The sequence below is a fragment of the Streptomyces sp. NBC_00029 genome, assembly GCF_045160505.1.
In the GTDB taxonomy this organism is placed as follows: domain Bacteria; phylum Actinomycetota; class Actinomycetes; order Streptomycetales; family Streptomycetaceae; genus Streptomyces.
In genome coordinates this window covers 4,100,658-4,120,903 of sequence record NZ_CP108292.1, presented here as the reverse complement: position 1 = coordinate 4,120,903, position 20,246 = coordinate 4,100,658, and the positions used below count along the sequence as shown (strand labels likewise).

The 20,246-nt window shown below is 72.1% G+C and carries 16 protein-coding genes; 5 read left to right on the top strand and 11 right to left on the bottom strand.

The genetic code is table 11. From position 1 onward, the window contains the following. The first annotated feature begins 220 nt into the window (after positions 1-220). Positions 221-1,960, top strand: coding sequence for an amidohydrolase family protein (locus OG753_RS19240; RefSeq protein WP_405789350.1), 1,740 nt, complete (start codon positions 221-223; stop codon positions 1,958-1,960). Then, entirely contained in the window at positions 1,957-3,426 is a 1,470-nt protein-coding gene (locus OG753_RS19235; RefSeq protein WP_405789349.1) for an aldehyde dehydrogenase family protein, read from the top strand. The genes OG753_RS19240 and OG753_RS19235 overlap by 4 nt, the downstream gene beginning before the upstream one ends. A 60-nt stretch (positions 3,427-3,486) precedes the next feature. Here OG753_RS19235 and OG753_RS19230 read toward each other — a convergent pair whose 3' ends face one another. The 3 genes from OG753_RS19230 to OG753_RS19220 all read right to left on the bottom strand — a co-directional run bounded on the left by OG753_RS19230 (position 3,487) and on the right by OG753_RS19220 (position 7,204). Beyond that, on the bottom strand, positions 3,487-5,292 hold the full coding sequence (locus OG753_RS19230) for a hypothetical protein (protein ID WP_405789348.1): 1,806 nt from the start codon (positions 5,290-5,292) through the stop codon (positions 3,487-3,489). Between the two features lie 54 nt (positions 5,293-5,346). Then, entirely contained in the window at positions 5,347-6,435 is a 1,089-nt protein-coding gene (locus tag OG753_RS19225; RefSeq protein ID WP_405789347.1) for a DNA alkylation repair protein, read from the bottom strand. A 106-nt stretch (positions 6,436-6,541) separates the two neighbouring features. Continuing rightward, positions 6,542-7,204, bottom strand: coding sequence for a hypothetical protein (locus tag OG753_RS19220; RefSeq protein WP_327262990.1), 663 nt, complete (start codon positions 7,202-7,204; stop codon positions 6,542-6,544). Positions 7,205-7,539: 335 nt separating this feature from the next. On the opposite strand from OG753_RS19220, the gene OG753_RS19215 reads away from it, so the two are divergent. The 3 genes from OG753_RS19215 to OG753_RS19205 all read left to right on the top strand — a co-directional run bounded on the left by OG753_RS19215 (position 7,540) and on the right by OG753_RS19205 (position 10,461). Next, on the top strand, positions 7,540-9,099 hold the full coding sequence (locus tag OG753_RS19215) for an APC family permease (RefSeq protein WP_383197006.1): 1,560 nt from the start codon (positions 7,540-7,542) through the stop codon (positions 9,097-9,099). Between the two features lie 147 nt (positions 9,100-9,246). Further along, positions 9,247-9,537, top strand: coding sequence for a hypothetical protein (locus tag OG753_RS19210; RefSeq protein ID WP_327262988.1), 291 nt, complete (start codon positions 9,247-9,249; stop codon positions 9,535-9,537). 129 nt (positions 9,538-9,666) lie between these two features. Then, complete coding sequence (locus tag OG753_RS19205; RefSeq protein ID WP_405789344.1) at positions 9,667-10,461, top strand: DUF4239 domain-containing protein; 795 nt, start codon at positions 9,667-9,669, stop codon at positions 10,459-10,461. Between the two features lie 73 nt (positions 10,462-10,534). Here the strand turns inward: OG753_RS19205 and OG753_RS19200 are convergent, their stop codons facing one another. The 8 genes from OG753_RS19200 to OG753_RS19165 form a co-directional block, all read right to left on the bottom strand. Continuing rightward, positions 10,535-10,933: a VOC family protein gene (locus OG753_RS19200; protein WP_327262986.1), complete on the bottom strand. Its 399-nt coding sequence runs from the start codon at positions 10,931-10,933 to the stop codon at positions 10,535-10,537. Positions 10,934-11,223: 290 nt separating this feature from the next. After that, on the bottom strand, positions 11,224-11,466 hold the full coding sequence (locus OG753_RS19195) for a hypothetical protein (RefSeq protein WP_327262985.1): 243 nt from the start codon (positions 11,464-11,466) through the stop codon (positions 11,224-11,226). A 381-nt stretch (positions 11,467-11,847) separates the two neighbouring features. Beyond that, positions 11,848-12,708 (bottom strand): TIGR03619 family F420-dependent LLM class oxidoreductase, encoded by an 861-nt coding sequence (locus tag OG753_RS19190; protein WP_327262984.1) that lies wholly within the window; start codon positions 12,706-12,708, stop codon positions 11,848-11,850. Positions 12,709-12,777: 69 nt separating this feature from the next. After that, positions 12,778-14,928: an acyltransferase family protein gene (locus OG753_RS19185; protein ID WP_405789343.1), complete on the bottom strand. Its 2,151-nt coding sequence runs from the start codon at positions 14,926-14,928 to the stop codon at positions 12,778-12,780. Beyond that, positions 14,912-16,042, bottom strand: a complete 1,131-nt coding sequence (locus OG753_RS19180; protein ID WP_405789341.1) for a sugar phosphate nucleotidyltransferase — start codon at positions 16,040-16,042, stop codon at positions 14,912-14,914. Before OG753_RS19180 ends, OG753_RS19185 begins: the two co-directional genes overlap by 17 nt. A gap of 77 nt (positions 16,043-16,119) precedes the next feature. Continuing rightward, positions 16,120-17,298: a glycoside hydrolase family 113 gene (locus OG753_RS19175; protein WP_405789340.1), complete on the bottom strand. Its 1,179-nt coding sequence runs from the start codon at positions 17,296-17,298 to the stop codon at positions 16,120-16,122. A gap of 11 nt (positions 17,299-17,309) precedes the next feature. Beyond that, positions 17,310-18,758 carry a glycosyltransferase family 2 protein gene (locus OG753_RS19170; RefSeq protein ID WP_327262980.1) on the bottom strand — a complete coding sequence of 483 codons (1,449 nt, stop codon included), beginning with the start codon at positions 18,756-18,758 and terminating at the stop codon, positions 17,310-17,312. Positions 18,759-18,954: 196 nt separating this feature from the next. Next, a complete protein-coding gene (locus OG753_RS19165) occupies positions 18,955-20,064 on the bottom strand; it encodes an ADP-ribosylglycohydrolase family protein (RefSeq protein WP_405792721.1) in 1,110 nt (369 codons plus the stop codon). Positions 20,065-20,246: the final 182 nt, after the last annotated feature.

Sequence of the window (20,246 nt, the reverse complement as noted above, 5' to 3'; positions counted from 1 at the left end):
CGCCGCCCCGGAACCAGCCCCGGCCGGGCGGCCACCGGCCGGGGCCACATTCGGCCTCGCCCGCGTTCGAGGCGCGGGTCCGGGCAGAGCCCGGTGCCCGGCGGAGCCGGGTTCCCCGGGGCGCCGCCCCGGACCCCGTGCCTCGAGCGCCGGCGAGTCTGCAAGATCCAGCCCCGCCCGCGCTCGAGGTGCCGGCGAGGCCCACGTGCGAAGGGACGTCATGCTCGACCACCTGATCAAGGGCGCGACCGTCGTGGACGGCACCGGCGCCCCCGCCCGCGTCGCGGACCTCGGCATACGCGACGGCCGCATCGCCGTCATCGCCGAGCCCGGCACCGTCACCGAAGAGGCCCGCACCACCGAGGACGCCACCGGGCTGGTCCTCACCCCCGGGTTCATCGACCCCCACACGCACTACGACGCCCAGCTCTTCTGGGACCCCTACGCCACGCCCTCCATGAACCACGGCGTGACCACCGTCGCCGGCGGCAACTGCGGCTTCACCCTCGCGCCGCTGAACCCGGCCCGCCCCGAGGACGCCGACTACACCCGCCGCATGATGAGCAAGGTCGAGGGCATGGCCCTCAAGGCCCTGGAGGAGGGCGTCGACTGGACCTGGTCCACCTTCGGCGAGTACCTCGACGCCCTGGAGGGCCGGATCGCCGTCAACGCCGGGTTCATGGTCGGCCACTGCGCCCTGCGCCGGCACGTGATGGGCGAGGACGCCGTCGGCGGCCAGCCCACCCCCGAGCAGATGCAGCAGATGCTCGACCTCTTCCACGACGCCATGAACGCCGGCGCCTGGGGACTGTCCACCACCCAGTCCTCCACCCACTCCGACGGCTCCGGCGCCCCCGTCGCCTCCCGCCACGCCCGCCCCGCCGAGCTCCTCGCGCTGTCGAAGGCCGTCGCCGAACACGAGGGCACCCAGCTGGAGGCGATCGTCGCCGGCTGCCTCGACCAGTTCTCGGACGACGAGATCGACCTGTTCGTGGAGATGAGCGCCGCCGCCGGCCGCCCCCTCAACTGGAACGTCCTCACCATCGACGCCTCCGTCCCCGAACGGGTCCCGCGCCAGCTGATCCCCAGCGAGCGCGCCCGCAAGGCCGGCGGCCGGATCGTCGCGCTGACCATGCCGATCCTCACCCCCATGAACATGTCCCTCGGGACGTTCTGCGCGCTCAACCTCATCCCCGGCTGGGGTGAGGTCCTCGGCCTGCCCGTCCCCGAGCGGATCGAGAAGCTCCGCGACGTCGGCGTACGCGCCGAGCTGCTGCGCCGCGCCGACAGCAAGGAGGCCGGAGTCTTCCGGCGCCTCGCCAACTTCGGGCGGTACGTCATCGGGGACACGTACAGCAAGGAGAACGAGGGCCTCTCCGGCCGGGTCGTGAACGACATCGCCGCCGAGCGCGGCCAGGACCCCTTCCACTGCCTGGTGGAGATCTGCGCCAACGACGACCTGCGCACGGTGCTCTGGCCGATGCCCACCGACAACGACCCGGCGAGCTGGGCCCTGCGCCAGGAGACCTGGCAGCACGAGGACGTCATGCTCGGCGGCTCCGACGCCGGCGCGCACCTGGACCGGATGTGCGGAGCCCCGTACACGACCCGGTTCCTGGGCGACTGTCTGCGCGGCCGCAGGCTGGTGCCGCTGGAGCAGGCGGTACGGATGCTCACCGACGACCCGGCGCAGCTGTTCGGGCTGCGCGGGCGCGGCCGCCTCGCCGAGGGCTTCCACGCCGACCTGGTCCTCTTCGACCCGGAGCGGATCGAGGCCGGCCCCGCGACCCTGGTCCACGACCTGCCCGGGGACAGCCCGCGGCTGGACGCGCGGGCCATCGGCATCGTCTCGGTACGGGTCAACGGCGTGGAGACCATCCGCGACGACGAGGTGACGGGAGCCGTGCCGGGCATCGTGCTCCGGTCCGGCCGGGACACGAGGACGGTGAGCACCCGATGACCTGGGCGCCGCAGCGGCTTTACATCGGCGGGGAGTGGGTCGAGCCCGCCGGCGGCCACTACGAGGTGATCAACCCGGCCGACGAGTCGGTGGTCGGGCTCGCGCCCGAGGCCTCGCGCCCGCAGGTCGAGGAGGCGGCGCGCGCCGCGGCCGAAGCCTTCGAGGGCTGGTCCCGTACGAAGCCCGAGGAGCGCGCGGCGATCCTCGACCGGGCCGCGGACGTCATGCAGCGGGAGTTCGAGCCGTGGACGGCGCTGGCGCAGGCCGAGACGGGCGCGCCGACCGGGATCGCCCGCGGCATGCAGGTCGGGGTCGGTGTCGCCCGCTTCCGCCGGTACGCGAAGGGGGCCCTGGAACCGGTCGAGAAGGGTCTTCCCCCGCAGGTCACCGAGGCCGGCCCGATGGGAAGGGCGTCGATCCTGGGGGCGCTGGAAGTGCGCCAGCCGGTCGGTGTGGTCACCTGCATCACCTCTTACAACAACCCGTGGGCGAACCCGGCGGGCAAGGTGGCCCCGGCCCTGGCCATGGGCAACACGGTGGTGGTGAAGCCGGCGCCGCAGGACCCGCTGTCGGTGTTCCGGATGGCGGACGCCCTGCACGAGGCCGGAGTGCCGGCCGGCGTGGTGAACGTCGTGGGCGGCCTGTCGACGGAGGTCGGCGCGGCCGCCGTCGACTCCCCGTACGTGGACATGGTGTCCTTCACCGGTTCCACGGCCGTCGGGCAGCGCATTGCGGAGGTCTGCGGCCGGTCCATGAAGCGGCAGCTGATGGAACTGGGCGGCAAGGGCGCGGCGATCGTCTTCGAGGACGCCGACCTGGACGCGGCGGTGATGGGGATCGGGACGACCTTCTCCTTCTACTCCGGGCAGATCTGCACGGCTCCGACCCGGGTGATCGTGCACCGGTCGGTCCACGACCGGCTGATCGAGAAGCTCAGCGGCTATCTGGCCTTCATGAAGGTCGGCGACCCGGCGGCGGCCGGCACGGTGGTCGGCCCGGTGATCTCGGCGGCGCACCGCGACCGCGTGGAGTCGTACGTCGAGCTGGGCAAGAAGGAGGGCGCGCGGATCGCGTACGGCGGCGAGCGCCCGGTGGTCGGTGACGGCCGAGGCTTCTACGTGGCGCCGACCCTCCTCACCGACTGCACGAACGACATGCGGGTGGTCCGCGAGGAGATCTTCGGCCCGGTGGTCGTGGTCGTCCCCTTCGACGGAGACGAGGACGAGGCGGTCCGCCTCGCCAACGACAGCGACTTCGGGCTGCTGAGCTACGTGTGGTCCGGGGACTCGGCGCGCGCGTTCCGCGTGGCGCGGCGGCTGCGGGCGGGCGGGGTCGGCGTGAACACCATCGGCCGCAACATGGAGGCCCCTTTCGGCGGTTTCAAGCGCAGCGGGGTGGGCCGGGACGTGGGCTCGTACGCGCTGCACGCCTACAGCGAGATCCAGTCGATCGTCTGGACGGGCTGACCGGGCGGACCGGGCTGACCGGCGGCCGGCCGGGGAGCTCCCCGGCCGGCCGCCGCGTTCCTACGTGTCCCGGTCGGACCCGTCCGCCCAGCTGTAGCCGAGGGCCGCGGCGAGCTCGCTGCTGCCCCGCTCGAGGTCGGCGAAGCCCTTCGGGTCGGATCGCCCGATCCGTTCCAGCGCGCCGGCCGCCCGTTCCTCGGGCGGGCTGCCGTCGTCCGGCAGCCGCCAGTCGAAGTACAGCCGCAGCGGCTGCCCGTGCCGGTCCTCGGCGCCGTCAGGGGCGGGGAAGACGAACCTCATCACCGTGGTGTTCGGATCGTCGTGCGCGGTCGCGACCCCGGAGGGCGCCAGGCCCCACCGGCCCAGCAGGTCGGGCCGTTCCCGCAGGGCCGCAGCGATCAGGCGTGCGGTGCGGCGGGCCGGCCAGCACCAGGAGAGGTCCTGCTCGGCGCGCTCGACCTCGGCGTCGTACGCGGCCGCGTCGAAGCGGCAGTCGGGCGGCAGCCGTCCGGTGTCGATGCCGCGCCAGCCGTCCCACACCACCTCGTCGCCGTCCCGGCGGATCGTCACGTACAGGGCGCCGCAGCAGCTTTCGGCGCAGTACGCCCCGGCGAGCTGCACCTCACGCGGCTCGGGTCCGGCGCGCAGGCCGGCGTAGTCGATCAGGTATTCGGGGACGTTGCCCCGCCCGCTGCGGAACAGCGCCGGCAGCAGGGGGAGTCCGTCGACCAGGAAGCGGGTCTCGACGGCGGACGAGTCCGCTCCGGGCTGGACCGCGGTCACCTGCAGGGCCGGGGGGCCGCCGGCGGACGCCCCGGCCTGCGTGCGGGCGAAGGGCAGGCGCGCGTGGCGCCGGATCCAGCCCGCGAGGAGCGGGGAGGCGCCCTCCGCCGTCCCGGACAGGCTCCGTTCCAGTGTGCCGAGCAGGGCTTCCCGGCTGCCGGGGGCCCAGTCGAGGAGGGCGGCGGGCCCGCTGTGCAGGTCGAGGGCGGTAGAGAGCAGCAGTACGTGGTGGTCAGGGGCCGGGGGCAGAAGGTCCGGTTGCGCGAGCAGCAGCTCGTACAGCGGCACGGCAGGGCCGTAGTCGAGGATGTCCGTCCGGTCGTCGGCCTGCCCGCACATCCCGTGGAGCAACCGGAGTGACACGGCGGACAGTTCGGGATCCCCGGGGTGGGCCCGCAGCAGACCGGGCAGGTCGGCGGCTTCGGCGAGCCGGCGGGGGCGGCCGGCGAGAACCGGGCCGGGAATCGAGAGCAGCGCGTTGCGGGTGTGCTCGTGGGAGCCGGTGGTGGCCGCCGAGATCAGGGCCCGTTCCGGGTCGGAGCTGATCCGGCCGCGGAGCTCCAGCAGGGCGGCGGCCTGCCGGTCGAGGGGGTCGAGGGCCGCCGACGCCGTGGCGGCCAGGCCCCGCAGCATGCCGAGGGTCTTCAGGTGTGCCGTGTCCTCGGCCTCGCCGAGGCGGATCAGCAGGGCCATGCCGACGGTCACGGCGGCGGTCGTGGTGCCGGTGCGGACCAGGTGCCGGGCGGTCCGCCGGGCGGCGTCATCGTCCGGAGGTACGAGCCGTGACACGTGCGAGCGCAGGGTGCGGTGGGGCATCGCCAGGGCGGCCGTCTCCCGGTGGACGGCCTCGGAAGCCCGTAGGGGGTCGGGGTCGGCCAGTGCGGGCATGAGTGCCGCGGTCAGTGCGAGGCGTGCCTGGCTCCACCCCGCGCGAGGGCGGGAGGGCTCCGGCGGGTGGCCGTCGGGCAGCGGGTAGCCGTCGAAAGGGATCCGGCCGTCCGGCTCGATGCCGTGCCGGAAGAGGGCGTAGTCGTGGAGGGAGGTTCCGGGAGTGAGCGCCGCGCGCTCGTCGCGGGCGCTCAACGGGCGGGGTGGGACTCGATTCCATGGGTCATGGGGTGAGCCTGCCAGCCGTGATCATGTGGCGTCCAGCGAAAAAGCGGCCTCGCCGCGGACCCGCCCGTTGATCTGGAGCTGCACCAGGTGCTCGCCGGAGTGGTAGCGCCGGGTGGTGATCGGCTTGAAGGAGTGGCGCTTGGTGCCGGAGAGGGTTTCGCCGGGGGCGAGGCCGCGGGTGACGAGCTTGAACACCTTCGGGGTGCGGGTGCCGGCCGCCTTCACGTGGTGGACGACGTAGTCGACGACGAGTTCGGCCGGGAGCGGGCCGGTGTTGGTGACAGCCCAGTCGAAGACGAGGTACTCGCCGACGGTGACCTGCGGGGTGGTGACGACCGGGCCGTTCACGCCGACCGGCACATCGGGGGAGTGGCCAAGCAGGGTCAGGGCCTCGGGCCGGCCGGCCTTGACCAGGGTGCGCAGCCCGTGGCGGACGACGCGGTCGGTCGTGGCCTCCGGCGCGGCCAGCCAGCCGGCCGCGGTGTCGACGGCGAGGGCGGGGTGGTCGCGGCTGATGTCGTTGAGGTGGTTGGAGACGGACCGGCGGACATACTCGGACGGGTCGCGGTAGAGCGCGTCCAGCACTGGTACGGCCGGCCGCGGGTCGGCGACGAAGGCGGGCAGCTGCGCGGCCCACGGCAGCCGGGGCCGGGTGCCCTCGCTGGCGAGGCGGCGCACGTGCGGGTCCGGGTCGGCCGTCCACTTCTGTACGACGGCCAGGGCGCGGGCCGGGTCGGCGCGCAGGAAGGGCCGTACGGCGGACTCGGCGGTCAGCCGGGGGGTGAGGTCGTGCAACAGGTCCAGCCCGGGTTCGAACACCGTCAGCCCGCGGACGCCAACGGCCTCGTTGACGGGGAAGGTCATCCACCCGTCGAAGCCGGGGTCGGCGAGGGCGGTGCGTACGACGGCCTCGAAGGCGGCCCAGTCCTCGGGGAGGTCGGCGAGCACGGCGTCGCGGACGGCGGCGACGCGGCCGCTGAAGCTCAGCCCGTCGAGGGCGTCGGCGCGGGCACGCAGGGCGGGCGAGGACCGGCGGCCGCCCGCGCGGGCGAGGAGCCGGGCCAGGGTGGTGACGGTTTCTGCGCTGAGGAGCTCATCGGCCGTGGGCATGGGGACAGTCTTGCCGATGCCGATGCCGATGCCGATGCCGACCCGGCCGGGCCGGTGGGCTCCCGGGCGCGGCGGTCGCCGCCGCGCTCCGGGCCGGGCCGCCCGCTCAGTCCACGTAGTAGTCGGTGAGGACGCAGCCCTTCACCAGGGCCGGTTCCTTCCGGTAGCCGCTCGGCGGGGTGAAGCCCTCGTGGCAGTTGAGCATCAGGAGTCCGGCCTGCGGGGTCAGCATCTTGCTCATCTCGTCCGAGCTCTCGGACACCATGGCGAAGTCCTGCCCGACGACGATGCCGCCGTTGGGGTCCCCGCCCTGCTGTGCGGCCGTCTCGGCCTTGAAGACCGTCTGGAAGGCCTTCGGGTCCTTGATCATGAAGATGGTGGCGCGGCTTCCGCCGCAGCGTCCGCGCTCGATGACGGTGGCGGACTTGATGAACTTCTCGTCCGGGCCCGTACTCGCTTGGCTGCCCGGGGGGATGACCTTGATCGGTTCGCAGCCGATGAACGGGTCGATGAAGCGGGCGGCCGCGGCCATGGTCGCCGCCTTGGGGAGCTTCTGGAACGCCGTCCCGTCCTTGGGCGCGTTCCCGTTGACGCCGCCGTTCTTCGCCGGGTTCTCCAGCGTGCCCTCGTGGGGGCCGCCGTCGGTGCCGGCGGCGGTGCCGGAGCCGATCCCGACGACGGGCGCTTCGCCGCCTCCGCCGCAGGCGGTGAGGGCGAGCAGGGCGGCGACGGCCGTGGCCGACGCCAGGAGTGAGGTGGTGGTGCGCATGTGCGTGTTCGTCCCCCGTGTAAATGACCTTGAACGGCGGCGACTCTAGAGCGCTGATCATGTCCGCGGCAAACCCGGCAATGCGCCCGTTACCGCAGGTCACCGCAAAGTCACGAAGGAAACTTTAAAAACTCGCAAAACGGACATGGCTGCGGTTTCCGCATACCGAAAGCCTCTTCGCGGAGCCTGCTGAAGTGCGGGCCCGTCTCAATGTGAACCTTGTATTAAGCGCTCGCGAACGGTCCAGGTGGCACGATTCCAAGGCGTTCACGGGCTCTCCGTTCCGGACTTCACTCGTCCATATGTGGAATACGCACCATCTAACGTCCTGACTCATGACTCAGCTGGACGTTCGGCCTCAGGCCGGAGACACGGTAAGCGGCGTCGCCGAGGGCGACGTTCGCGGCAAGGGCCTCGGCAAGGGGTCCGTCGGACTGGTCGGAAGCGCCGTCATCGGCATCTCCACCGTCGCCCCCGTCTACTGCCTGACCTCGACCCTCGGCTCCACCGCCGGTGAGGTCGGCATGCAGATGCCCGCGATCTTCCTCGCCGGCTTCCTCCCGATGCTCCTGGTCGCCTTCGCCTACCGCGAGCTCAACAAGGCCATGCCGGACTGCGGCACCTCCTTCACCTGGACCGTCAAGGCCTTCGGCCCGCGGATCGGCTGGATGTGCGGCTGGGGCCTGGTGATCGCCACGATCATCGTGCTCTCCAACCTCGCGGGCGTCGCCACCTCGTACTTCTGGCTGCTGGCCGGCGAGATCACGAACAATCCGTCGATCGCAGCCCTGGACGACAACAAGCTCGTCCACATCGCCACCTGCCTCACCCTGATCGCCGTCGCGACCGCCATCAGCTACCGCGGCATGACCGCCACCAAGGGCGTCCAGTACGCCCTGGTCGGCCTCCAGCTCGTCGTGCTCGCCGTCTTCGTCGCGATGGCCTTCCAGAAGGCCTCCGCCGGCACCTTCGACACCGGCCTGGACTTCTCCTGGTCCTGGATGAACCCCTTCGCGGTCGAGTCCATGGCGGCCTTCACCGCCGGACTCTCGCTCTCGATCTTCATGTACTGGGGCTGGGACGCGTGCCTGGCCACGAACGAGGAGACCACCGGCTCCACGAAGACCCCCGGCCGCGCCTCGCTCATCGCGATGATCGTCCTGGTCGGCTCCTACCTCGCCACCGGCGTCGCCGCCCAGATGGCCGTCGGATCCGGCGGCGAAGGCCTCGGCCTCGCCAACGAGGAGACCTCCGACAACGTCTTCGCGGCCCTCGCCGGCCCCGTCATGGGCCCGGTCCTCGGCATCCTGCTCTTCGTGGCCGTCCTGGCCTCCGCCGCCGCCTCCCTGCAGACCACCTTCATCCCGGTGGCCCGCACGGTCCTCGCCATGTCGACCTACGAGGCCCTGCCGCCCTCCTACGCCAAGGTCCACCCGCGCTTCAAGACCCCGGGGCGCGCCACCGTCATGGCGGGCGTGGCGACCGGCGTCTTCTACACGGTGATGACCCTCGTCAGTGAGAACGTCCTGACCGACACGATCTTCGCGCTCGGCCTGATGATCTGCTTCTACTACTCGCTGACCGCCTTCGCCTGCGCCTGGTACTTCCGCGGCGAACTGCGCCGCTCCTCCCGCGACCTGTTCTTCAAGGGCGTCTTCCCGGTCCTGGGCGGACTGCTGCTGGCCGCGGTCTTCTGCAAGACCCTCTTCGACATGTGGGACCCGGCCTACGGCTCCGGCTCCACCGTCCTCGGCGTCGGCAGCGTCTTCATCATCGGTGTCGGCCTGCTGGCCCTCGGCCTGGTGATCATGTTCGTCACCGAGCGCCGCAGCCCGGCCTTCTTCCGCGGCGAGGTCCTGACGAAGTCCACCCCGGCCCTGGTGGTCGAGGACTGACCCACCCCCTGCGCCCCACCCGCTGAGTCATGCCCACGGCCCCGGATCGATTCCCCCGATCCGGGGCCGCGGGCGTTCCGGGCCGTTTCACGGCCCAAGTGCAGCGCGGGCGGTGACCCGGGGTGCGGCGGGGTCGTTGGGCGGGGCATGAATGCCCTGAAGCGCACCCTCACCGCCCTGGTCGTCTCCGGCGGCGCCGCCCTCGCACTCACCCCCGTCGCCGCGCACGCCGACGAGCCCGCCGCCCAGGCACCCCCGGTCGCCGGCCGCGTCGTCGACATCGTCGATCACCCCGGCCAGGCCGTGCAGGACACCAAGACCGCGGTGGGCGCCACCGCCTCGGCGGCCGGGTCCGCCGCCCAGGCCACGGACTCCTCCCTCAAGGGCGCCGGTTCGGCCCTGGCCGCGGGCCTCCCGAAGCCCCCCAAGGTCGAGTGACCCGGACGTCGCGCCGGTGCGGGTGAACGGCACCGGGACCGGCGGGGAGCCCGCGGGCCGTGGCCGGGAAGACTCCGGCGACGGCCCCGGGGGACACGCTCTCGGGCGGCGCCGCTCGTTGAGCAGCGCATGATCCTCTGGCTGCTCAACCACCTCAGCACTTTCGTCATCGCCGTCCTCCTGGTCGGCGGCCTCACCGGCCTCGCCGTGGCCGGGAGCGTGGCCGCCCGCCGCCGGTTCCCGCACCTGGCCCAGGGCGACCACAACGAGATGGTCGGGGTCGCGCTCGGCATGTTCGGCGCGATCTACGGCATCATCCTCGCCTTCGTCGTCGTCACCCTGTGGACGCAGCTGGAGAACACCCAGAACATCGTCGCCACCGAGGCCACCGACCTGGCCCTCGTCGTCCGCAGCGCCGACGCCTTCCCGCCGGCCGACCGGGCCCGGGTGCACCAAGCGGTCGGCGCGTACACGCACGCCGTGGTCGAGGTGCAGTGGCCGCTGATGCGCGAGGGGCGGCCGAGCTACGAAGCGACCGGCCCGCAGACACACGCCCTGTACCAGGCCCTCCAGGCGTACGAGCCTCAGGGCCCGCGCGCCGAGACCTTCTACGCCGAGGCGGTCACCCGCCTCAACGACGTCGCCGCCCAGCGCCGGGCCCGCGTCACGATGGCCGAGACCTCACTGCCGATCCTGCTCCAGGTGCTGGTGTACGGGGGCGCGTTCGTGATCGTCCCGCTCACCTTCCTCTTCGGGCTGCGCAGCCTGAAGATGCAGCTGCTCTTCGTATCGGCGGTGGCCGGGCTGATCGGCTTCAGCCTGCTGCTGGTGGTGGCATTGGACCGCCCCTTCGCGGGGGACCTGAGCGTGACGCCGGCGCCGTACAAGGAAGCGGCCCTGGCCCAGTTCTGGGCAGCCGGCTGACGGCTCCGCGGCCCCCGGGGGCAACGGCCGCGGCCGCGGCCCCCGGCGGCAACGGCAGCGCGGCGGGCGGGTCTCAGCCCCAGGTGCGGGAGGACAGCACCAGGCGGTAGCCGTCCGGGTCGGTGATGGTGACGCCCCACTGGTCCCAGTACGGGTTGTGGGCGGCGACCCGGGTCCCGCCGTGCTCGACGAGGCGCTGCACGAGCGCTTCGTCGGGGGCCTCGCCGAGGTAGACCACGAACAGGTCTTCGACGGTGGGCGAGGGCAGGACCGGGTTCGAGGCGTCACGGGTGAGTTCGAAGTGCCAGCCGCCCCCGGCCGGCCCGACCATCAGCAGGTCGTGCTGCCCGGGCACGCTCTCGGCGCTCCGCCACTGCACTTCCAGCCCGAGTCCGTCGACGTAGAACCGCTCGGCGGCCGCCAGGTCGAGGGAGGGGCGGGCGACGCGGACGTGCATGCGTGAATCGATCATGCCCGGCAGCCTACGGACGAGGGTGCCGACGGCCCTCCCCATCGTTCGGGCGGGGGCGATTATCAGCCAACTGGCAGTTCACCTGGGCGGAATGGGTTTCCGCGGGCAAGAGGTCCTTGCCTAGGATCGATCATGCTGAACGGCCCCGGCCGCCTCGCCCCGCGCGAGCGCCGAAGACGGCCTCGCCTGCCCGACCCCTGCCCCCTTTGACCCGAGCAAGCAGTGGTCCGGACGGCCGACTCGCCGGCCGGGGCCCTTCTGACAGGGTCCCGGCCGGCGAGTGCCGGTCGTCAGGCGCCCAGGTGGTGGTACTCGGCCCACTCCTTCTCGCCCTCGGTCTCGCAGTTCGCGGCGTACAGGGGGCCGATCTTCGCCGGGACACCGGCGAAGGAGGAGCAGTTCGACGCGAAGGCCTTGTGGCCGCCGGAGAAGTAGTCGATGTCGACACCGTCGTTGGCCAGGGCCGCGCCGGCGCCGCCCAGCAGGATGCCGGCAGCCAGGACAGACGCCGTCAGGGCAGAGCGAATACGCATGACACTCTCCTAAGATTCTCGATCGTCGCGCCTGATGGACGGCACGCGACCGGCTCAACATCACGGAGAGTTCACGGGAAACGGTGTTTCACCCCAATGGCGGTCACCCTCTGTAACTCGGGGTGCACGTCGGGAGTCGTCACCTCCTCGACAGGAATGTTCACGCACCGTGATTCCCGCTGTCCAGGGAGTGGACCCGTGCAATGGGTTTGTGCGGGTCCGCTTGGTGGTGAACGGCCCAGGTCAGGCGGGATGTTGGCACCATGACCGCATCTTTCGGCCAGACTCGTACCCGCGCACGCGTGTTCACTCAGCGTTTCGGCTGCACCCGCCGCGGGGCGCGCCTCGCCCGCCCGGCCCGCCGTGCAGCCGCACGCCCGGTCAGAGGTACTGGGCGAACTGGTCCAGGGTGCGCAGGACCTCCGGCTTCGGGGCCGAGGGGAGCTGGAGGACGACCTCCTCGATGCCGAGGTCGGCGTAGTGGCTCATCTTGCCCGGGCTGGGCTGGACGGCGTACGGAACCACCTGGAGGGACTTCGGGTCGCGCCCGGCGGTCTCCCACACCTGGCGCAGCACCGGCAGGGACTCGGTGAGGCCGCCACCGCCGATGGGGAGCCAGCCGTCGGCGTGGTCGGCGATGGCGGCGAAGAGCTTGGGCCCCGCCGCGCCGCCGATCATGGTGCGCGGGCCGTGCAGGGGCGCTCCGGGGCCGAGTTCGCGCGGGGCCTGGACCGGCTTGGGGTAGGCGGTGCTGGCCTGGACGGAGCAGTACTGGCCCACGTGCGCGGTGGGCTCGGGGGACCACAGGGCGCGCATCAGCGCCATCCGGTCGCGGACCAGGTCGCGGCGGGTGCGCCACTCGACGCCGTGGTCGGCGGCCTCCTCGACGTTCCAGCCGTAGCCGATGCCCAGGGTGAAACGGCCGTGGGAGAGGTGGTCCAGGGTGGCCACCTGCTTCGCGAGGCCGATCGGGTCGTGCTGGGCCACCAGGGTGATGCCGGTGCCGAGGTGGAGCCGCTCGGTGACGGCGGCGGCCTGGCCGAGCGCGACGAAGGGATCGAGGGTGCGCCCGTACATCTCGGGGAGTTCGCCGCCCATGGGGGCGGCGGTGTCACGGGTGACCGGGATGTGGGTGTGCTCGGGGAGGTAGAGGCCGGAGAAGCCGCGCTCCTCGAGACTGTGGGCCAGCCGGACGGGGGAGATGGTGCGGTCGGTGAGGAAGATGGTCGTGGCGATCCGCATGGTTTCTGGCACCTCCGAGACGTGGGACCCGCCACGGTACGGGCTGGACCAGCGAATGTTGAGGGGGCGTCAGGACGACTTCGCCTCCCCGCCGGCGGCCTTGCGCAGCTCCTCCTCCAGCCACGGGGTGATGTACGCCATGCCGTCGCGCGTCAGGTGGACGTCGTCGCCCTTGGGGTACATCCGCTTGCCGCGCGGCGTCTGCTGGCGGCAGGCGCCCTCGGGGCACAGGTATCCGGCGAAGTCCACCAGCTTGAGCTGCGGCAGGTTGGCGCGGGCGACGTACTGGCCCACCACGGCGTTGAAGCAGCGCGCCCAATCGGGGGTGGTGGCGCCGGTTCCGGTGCGCTCGTTCATCAACAGGATCGAGACGTCGGGACCCGCCTCGCGCCACTGGTCGACCGCCGCCTTGAGGCGCTCGGTGTAGCGGCTGCGGAAGCCCGCGTCGCAGGGGGACATCCAGACGCCGTCGCCCTCGATGTCCTGCAGGGTCGCGTCCCAGCCGACGTGGACGACCACGCTCTGCGGCTGGTGCTCCCTGAGCAGGCCGGCCCAGGTGTCGACGGACCTGCGGCATTCGTCGGAGTTCTTGACGACGAGGTTCTGGCGGTCCTTCACCCGCTCCGCGCCCATGAGGCCGCAGCCCGCGACACCGCCGTCGACGACCGCGAAGCCCTTGCCGTTGCGGCTCAGCGCGGTGGCGAGGTCGTTGGCGAGCGAGTCGCCGGCCGTGATGACGAGCGGCTTGCCGTCGGGGCGCATGCCCTGCTCGGTGACGGCCGGCAGGTAGTACGCGCCGGCGGTGACGGCCAGGCAGGTGACGGCGAGGAGGGGGACGGCGCGCAGCGGCTGCCAGTCGCGCAGCCGCAGGCGTTCGGTGACGACGTAGTGCAGCAGCAGGGAGAGGAACCAGGTCAGGCCGCCGCCCACGATCAGCAGGGCCCAGGGCTTGACGTCGGGCTGGCCCTTCTGGAGCAGCCAGTAGATCGGCAGGTGCAGCAGGTAGATGCTGTACGAGAGCTGGCCGATCTCGGTGATGATCTTCCCGGAGAGCAGCTTGACCAGGGGTCCCCGGTCCGTGCAGAGCACGGACGCGAGCAGGGCGATCAGGGCGGCGACGACGGCCAGTCCGCCCTGGTACAGCCAGGGCTTGTGGTAGCTGTCGACCAGGACGCTCAGGGCGATGATCGCGACCAGGGCGAGGATGCCGGTCGCGGTCAGGAGCGCGGTGGGCACGCCGGACGGGGCAAAGGCGCCGGGAGCACCGGGTGCGTCCGCCGCGCTCCTGCGCTGCCCGGCCCTGCGGTGGACGAGGTGGACGATGCACGCGGCGGCGGCGCCCGCCATGAAGGCGACGGCCCGGGAGTGGGTGCTCAGGTACAGCGCGTCGGTGTTCGTCCCGGTGAAGAGCAGGGGGGCGACGGCCGCGGAGCCGGCGAAGAGCAGGACGACGAGCACGGTCACGGCCGCGATGCGGCGGCGGCAGACGAGGAAGAGGGCGGCCAGCACGAGCGGCCAGACGACGTAGAACTGTTCGGTGACGCTCAACGACCACATGGCGGCGAGCGGGTCGATCGTGCCGTTGCCCTCCCAGTAGGCGCTGCCGTTCGCGAGCTGGGCCCAGTTGGCGTACTGCAGCAGGGAGGTGATCGCCTGCTGGGAGACGGTCTTCGCCTCCCGCAGGGTGCCCAGCAGGTAGGTCAGCGCGACCACGGCGGTGAGGACCACCAGGAGGCCGGGGATCAGCCGCTTGAAGCGCCGCTTGTAGAAGCGCAAGAGGCGGATGCGGCCGGAGTGTTCCACCTCGCGCACGAGGAGCAGGGTGACCAGGAAGCCGGAGAGGACGAAGAAGGCGTCGACGCCGAAGAGCCCGTTGGCGAACCAGCTCGTGTGGTACAGCAGGATCGAGATGATCGCGATGCCGCGCAGTCCGTCGACCGCGGCGAAGCGACGCGCGGGAGCGGGAGCGGCGCCGGGAGCGGGGACGGCGCCGGGAGCGGGGACGGCCGCCGGGGCGGAGGCGGGTGCGGGGGCCGTACGTACGGCCTGTCCGGCGGGGACCGCGGCGGGCTCGACGTACTGGTCGTCGAACCACTCCGCGACCGGGGGCTGCGGGGCCTCGTGGCGGGTCCACTCGTTGTCGGCGTAGCGGTGAGGCTGCTGCACGACGCGCAGCTGGAACGTTTCGTCCGGCGCGCGGCCGTCAAAGGGCTGCTGCATGGCGCACTCCGCTCCGGGCGGGCATCGAGGACCGGGGGTCCGGGGAGAAGCGGACCGAGTCCGGGGCGAGGACGGCGTCGTTCCACAGGCGCAGGCCGGTCGTCAGCTCGTTGCCGCTGCCGACGCGGGCCCGGTCGCCGATGACCGCGCAGTCCAGCACCGTGCCCGCGCCGATGACGGCTCCGGCTCCGATGACGCTGTCGCGCACGACCGCTCCGGCCTCCACGACGGCGCCTTCGAGCAGGACGCTGCCGCTGACGTGCGCGCCGCCGTGCACGACGGCGCCGGCACCGACGGTGCTGCCGCCGGAGACCGTTGCGTCCGCGGCGACCCGGCACCCTTCGAGCAGCAGGGCCTCACCGCAGGGGCCGGGCAGGGCGGGCGAGGCGACCTTGCCGAGGACGAGGTCGGCGGAGCCGCGTACGAGGGCCGCGGGCGTGCCCAGGTCCAGCCAGTACGCGTCGTCGGTGACCCCGAGGACCCGGGCGTCCGCGGCCAGCAGGCCGGGGAACGTCTCGCGCTCGACGGAGACGGGCCGCCCGGCGGGGATGGAGTCGATGACGGAGCGGCGGAAGACGTAGCAGCCGGCGTTGATCTGGTCGGTGACGATGTCGGCCGTGGTGGTGGGCTTCTCCAGGAAGCGCAGGACCCGGCCGTCGGGGTCGGTCGGGACCAGACCGTAGGCGCGCGGGTCGTCCACACGGGTGAGGTGCAGCGTCACGTCGGCGTCCGCCGCCCGGTGCCGCCCGACGAGCAGGGAGATGTCCGTGCCGCTCAGGATGTCGCCGTTGAGCACCGCCACCGGGCTGTCCGGGCCGCCGGTGAGCAGCCGCGCCGCGTTGCGGATCGCGCCGCCGGTGCCCAGGGGCTCGGTCTCGGTGACGTATTCGAGCTGCAGGCCGAAGCGGGAACCGTCGCCGAAGTACGCGCCGAACGTCTCGGGGAGGTAGGAGGTGGCCATGACGAGGCGCTCGATGCCGGCCGCGCGGGCCCGGGCCACGAGATGGGCCAGGAACGGGACACCGGCGACGGACACCATCGGCTTCGGCCGGCTCAGGGTGAGCGGCTGGAGCCGGGTGCCCTTGCCGCCGACCAGAAGGATCGCTTCGTTCATGTGCTGAGTTGTTCCTATGGAGCGAAAAGGGAGAGGGGAAGGGCAGACAGGGGCGGCAAGGCGCGGCGCGCGGCGGCTCAGTTGAGGCCCGACCACTGCCGGAAGCAGGTGGTGACCGATTCCTCGGCGGGACGGCCCAGGAAGGAGTCGTGGGAGTCGTTCTGCGGGTCGGCCGCCGCCGGGTCCTGGTGGAAGTCGAGCTTCCACCAGTACAGGCCGGACATGCCGCGTTCCCGGGCCACCTGGCAGACGGCGTCGAACCAGTTCTTCTGGACCTGGAAGTTGAGGGGAGAGGTCTTTCCTCCCCAGGCGCCGGGGTGCCCGTAGGCGCCGTTCTCGGCCGGTGCGCCCACCTCGTAGAGCATGAACTTGTCGAGCTTTCCGGTGGCCTTCTTGTCGAGCCACTTCTGCCAGCCGGCGACGACCGCGCTGACGGGCGCGTCGTCCTTGAGTTCCTTGAGCGGGAAGTACGCGTCCACGCCAACCGTCTTCACCGGCATGGTGATGTCCCGCTCGACGAACATGTCCCAGTTGACCGCGTAGTTGATCTCACCGGGGAAGGACTGCCGGGCGCTGGTGAGCAGGCCCTTCCAGCGGGCGTCGTTCTCCATGGACGAGAGCTCCGTCGCGATGACGAAGGTCTTCACCTTGTGCTGGGCCGACAGTTCCAGGTACGGCCCCAGGAACTGCTGGTACGAGGCGAACCACGCGGCCGGGTCGGCGGGCTTGATCTTGCCGCGCCAGGCCTGCGGGTCCTGCGCCATCAGCGACTTCTCGTCGAGCAGCGGCCGCAGGGTCACGCGCAGGCCGCTGGCCGCGGCCTCGTCGAGCAGGATGGCCAGGTGGGCGGTGCTCGGCGTGATCGGTCCGGCCTCGACCTTGCTGGCGGTGATGCCCTTGCTGACGAAGGGGAAGGAGACCGAGACCGCGTTCATGTCCCGGCCGACGATGTAGTCGACGATCCGGCGGGCCTTGGTCCGTACCGTGCTGTCCTTCTCGGCCGGATCCGCGTACCAGAGGACCTGGACGCCCAGTTCCGGGTCGCCCTCCTTCCACGGCTTCGTGACCTGCGGTACGGAGGCGGGCGCGGACGCGGAGCCCGAGGCCCGGGGGGAGTCCCCGTCCCCGGAACCGGGCCCGTCCGCCGGGTCGTCGAGCAGGCCGCAGGAGGACAGGGCCAGGACGAGGACGGTGACGAGACCGGCGACGCGACCGGCGACGCGGGAGGTGGACCGGACGTGCGGGGAAGGACGCATGGCTGCTCTCATCAGGCGGGCTTCGCGATGACGACGAACTGGTTCTCGGTTCCGCGCAGGTAGCGCAGCAGGCCCTTGAACGAGCCGCACGCCTCCCAGATGGCGAAGAAGGGCATGAGCAGGAGCACGACCGGCGGCTCCCACCACAGGCGGCGGCCGTTGGCCGACACCGAGGCGTTGATCTTCAGCCCCTCCCAGTACATCCACACGGCGTAGCCCATGGTGATGGCCCACAGCGGCAGGATCCAGGGGCTGACGGGCGAGGTGTTGATGTCGCCCATCAGCGCTCCGGCCGCCAGGATCACGGCGACGTGCTGGAAGGGGCCGATGACCCACGTGGTCACGCTGTACATCAGCAGGGCGCGGGAGTGGCGCGGCAGCGTCTTGTTGAAGGCGAGGCCGACCAGGCCCCAGGACCACCGCTCGCGCTGCTTGAGGAAGTCCCGCATGTTGGAGGGCGAGGCGCCGTAGCTGCGCCCGGAGAACCAGTCGCTGCGGCCCTTGTACCGGCTGGAGAAGACCAGGGCGAGGTGGGCGTCCTCGCAGATGGAGTCCGGGCCGAAGTCCCAGCCGATGGTCGCCTCGATGGACGAGCGGATCAGCAGCAGCTCGCCGTGGAGGCCGACGAGCGGGGTGCCTCCGCCGGTGAGGACAGCGAAGCGCGCGATGTCGTCGGCGGGACGGATGGCGTCGGCCAGCCAGGTGAGGCGGTTGACGGCGTTCTCGCGGGGATAGGTGAGCATCCCCTGGGCCAGGTGCTTGGCGTCGTCGCCCGCACGGCGCTGGGCGTTGATGAACCGGGCGACCTGCTGGGCGGTGTCGGGGCCCACGCCGGTGTCGTCGTCCATGTGCAGGACCCAGATGTCGTCCAGGGCCTCGCCCTCGGCGATGCGCAGTTCGTGCGAGTAGTGGTTGGCGCGGGCCTTGAACCGGGTGCCGTTCGGCGTCTTGTACGCCTTCGGGACGGTGACCACGCGGATCAGGGGGTGTTGGGCGGCGAGCGCGTCGATGCGCTCGGCGGCCTCGCAGCCCTCCTCCGTCAGGACCTCGATGCGCAGGTCGCGGAACCAGGCGGGCATGAACTCGCAGTACGACAGGACCGAGCGTTCCAGGGCGGGATAGGTGTCGTGGCGTCCGATGGTGGGCACGAGCACGATGAGGCGGTCCTGGGTCACCGGTTCCGCGGGGGCCCAGTCGCGCTGGCGCTTGATGCGACGGCGCGTCAGCACGGCTCCGGCGATGCCGACGACGGAGCTGGCGACGGGGAGGGTCCAGAGAATGGTGACGGCCCATCCCATAAGGGTGTTCTCGTCGTAATAGAGCCAGGAAGAAAATACATAGGCGGCTATGCCCGTTATGAAGAACGGGAGCAGACTGGGCTTCCAGGCGGCCTGACGCTGCATCAGTCTGCCGGCGCGTCGGGTTCCGGGCGCCGCGACGTGCTGTGTGGAGGTGGTCATGAACTCCGCCCGGTCATGCGTTTCTCTGTCAAGGAATGCAGCGGTCGCATTCACCGTCCCGTTTCGGCGAATCGACGCACTTGTATGCCGATCGTTTTATCACGAACTCGCGTGCGAGACGGCATGCGTGCAATCGCCCCGAAGTCCGTAAGTTCTCGAAAAGGGCTGGTATTGGCCCTCTTGGGTGGTGGCGCCGTTAAAGCGGGGGATATCTCGTGAGCCAGCCGGGGGCGGAATGGGTGGCGTTGTGGAGGCTCGGGCCCTGGGTCATCTCCAGGGCGAAGTCGTCGGAGATCTCCAGCAGCGTGGCCCGGCCCTCGAGTTCGGCGATCCAGGCGGCCGGCAGGGCGGTCTCGCCGTGGAGCGCGCCGAGCAGGGCTCCGCACACGGCGCCCGCGGCGACGGAGTCGCCACCGTGGTTGACGGCCAGGCGCAGGCCGTGCGAGACGTCCTCGGCGACCAAGGCGCAGTAGACGGCGACGGCCAGGGCGTGTTCGGCATCACCCTCCTCGCCCGGGGCGAGGGCCTCGACGGCCTCGGCGCCGGGCTGGCCCTGGGTGACGGCGGCCAGGGCGCGCTGGAGGGCGTCCGTGACGGGCTGGTGGCCGGGACGGGCGCCCAGCAGGCCCAGGGCGCGCTGGACGGCCACGTCGAGGGAGTCGCCGCGGATCAGCCCGTGGACGATGACGGCGACGGCTCCGGCCGAGAGCGAGGCACTGGGGTGGCCGTGGCTCTGCGCGGCGCATTCGACGGACAACTGGAGGACGAGGGAGGGCTCCCAGCCGACCAGCAGCCCGAAGGGGGCCGAGCGGGAGGCGGCGGCCGCGTCGCGGGCGGTCGGGTTCTTCGGCTCGTCGAGCGTGCCGAGGACCTCGTCGGCGAAGCCGGTCAGGCAGGCGCGCTCCGGGCCGCGGCGGGCGTAGAGCCACTCCTCCTGCGCGAGCCAGCCGTTGTCCTTGCGGCGCTCGTCCGGGCCCCAGTCGTGCTGGGTGGCGGCCCAGCGTCGGTACGCGCGGTGGAGGTCGGTGGGCGGGTGCCAGGCGCCGGTGTCCCGGCGTACGTGGGCCCGTATCAGCCCGTCCACGGTGAACAGGGTGAGCTGGGTGGCGGCGGTGACGCGGCCGCGGCGCCCGTGGGCGGGCGCGGGTCCGCTCAGGCCGTCGGGGCCGTGGGCCGCCCTGACGGCGTCGAGGGAGAGGCCGGCCAGCGGCGCGCCGAGGGCGTCGCCGAGGGCGGAGCCGAGGAGGACGCCGCGGACGCGGCTGCGGAAGTCCTGCTGCTCGATGCGGCCCCAGAGGCCGGTGATGACACTCCGGCCGGAGGTGCGGTTCGCCCCGGCGGGGGCGGGTGCGGGGGTGCCGTCCGCGGTGCCGGCGGCGTGAACCGGGGCGCTGCCCGCGGTGGCGGGGCCCGGGGTGCTGCCTCCCGTGACGTGGCCAGGGGTGCTGCCCGCGGCGGCGTGTCCCGTGGTGCTGCCCGCCGGAACGG

Coding starts and splice junctions, on each gene's coding strand:
- OG753_RS19240 (WP_405789350.1), top strand. CDS start 221: ATGCTCGACCACCTGATCAAGGGCGCGACCGTCGTGGACGGCACCGGC.
- OG753_RS19235 (WP_405789349.1), top strand. CDS start 1,957: ATGACCTGGGCGCCGCAGCGGCTTTACATCGGCGGGGAGTGGGTCGAG.
- OG753_RS19225 (WP_405789347.1), bottom strand. CDS start 6,435: ATGCCCACGGCCGATGAGCTCCTCAGCGCAGAAACCGTCACCACCCTG.
- OG753_RS19220 (WP_327262990.1), bottom strand. CDS start 7,204: ATGCGCACCACCACCTCACTCCTGGCGTCGGCCACGGCCGTCGCCGCC.
- OG753_RS19215 (WP_383197006.1), top strand. CDS start 7,540: ATGACTCAGCTGGACGTTCGGCCTCAGGCCGGAGACACGGTAAGCGGC.
- OG753_RS19210 (WP_327262988.1), top strand. CDS start 9,247: ATGAATGCCCTGAAGCGCACCCTCACCGCCCTGGTCGTCTCCGGCGGC.
- OG753_RS19205 (WP_405789344.1), top strand. CDS start 9,667: ATGATCCTCTGGCTGCTCAACCACCTCAGCACTTTCGTCATCGCCGTC.
- OG753_RS19200 (WP_327262986.1), bottom strand. CDS start 10,933: ATGATCGATTCACGCATGCACGTCCGCGTCGCCCGCCCCTCCCTCGAC.
- OG753_RS19195 (WP_327262985.1), bottom strand. CDS start 11,466: ATGCGTATTCGCTCTGCCCTGACGGCGTCTGTCCTGGCTGCCGGCATC.
- OG753_RS19190 (WP_327262984.1), bottom strand. CDS start 12,708: ATGCGGATCGCCACGACCATCTTCCTCACCGACCGCACCATCTCCCCC.
- OG753_RS19185 (WP_405789343.1), bottom strand. CDS start 14,928: ATGCAGCAGCCCTTTGACGGCCGCGCGCCGGACGAAACGTTCCAGCTG.
- OG753_RS19180 (WP_405789341.1), bottom strand. CDS start 16,042: ATGAACGAAGCGATCCTTCTGGTCGGCGGCAAGGGCACCCGGCTCCAG.
- OG753_RS19175 (WP_405789340.1), bottom strand. CDS start 17,298: ATGCGTCCTTCCCCGCACGTCCGGTCCACCTCCCGCGTCGCCGGTCGC.
- OG753_RS19170 (WP_327262980.1), bottom strand. CDS start 18,758: ATGACCACCTCCACACAGCACGTCGCGGCGCCCGGAACCCGACGCGCC.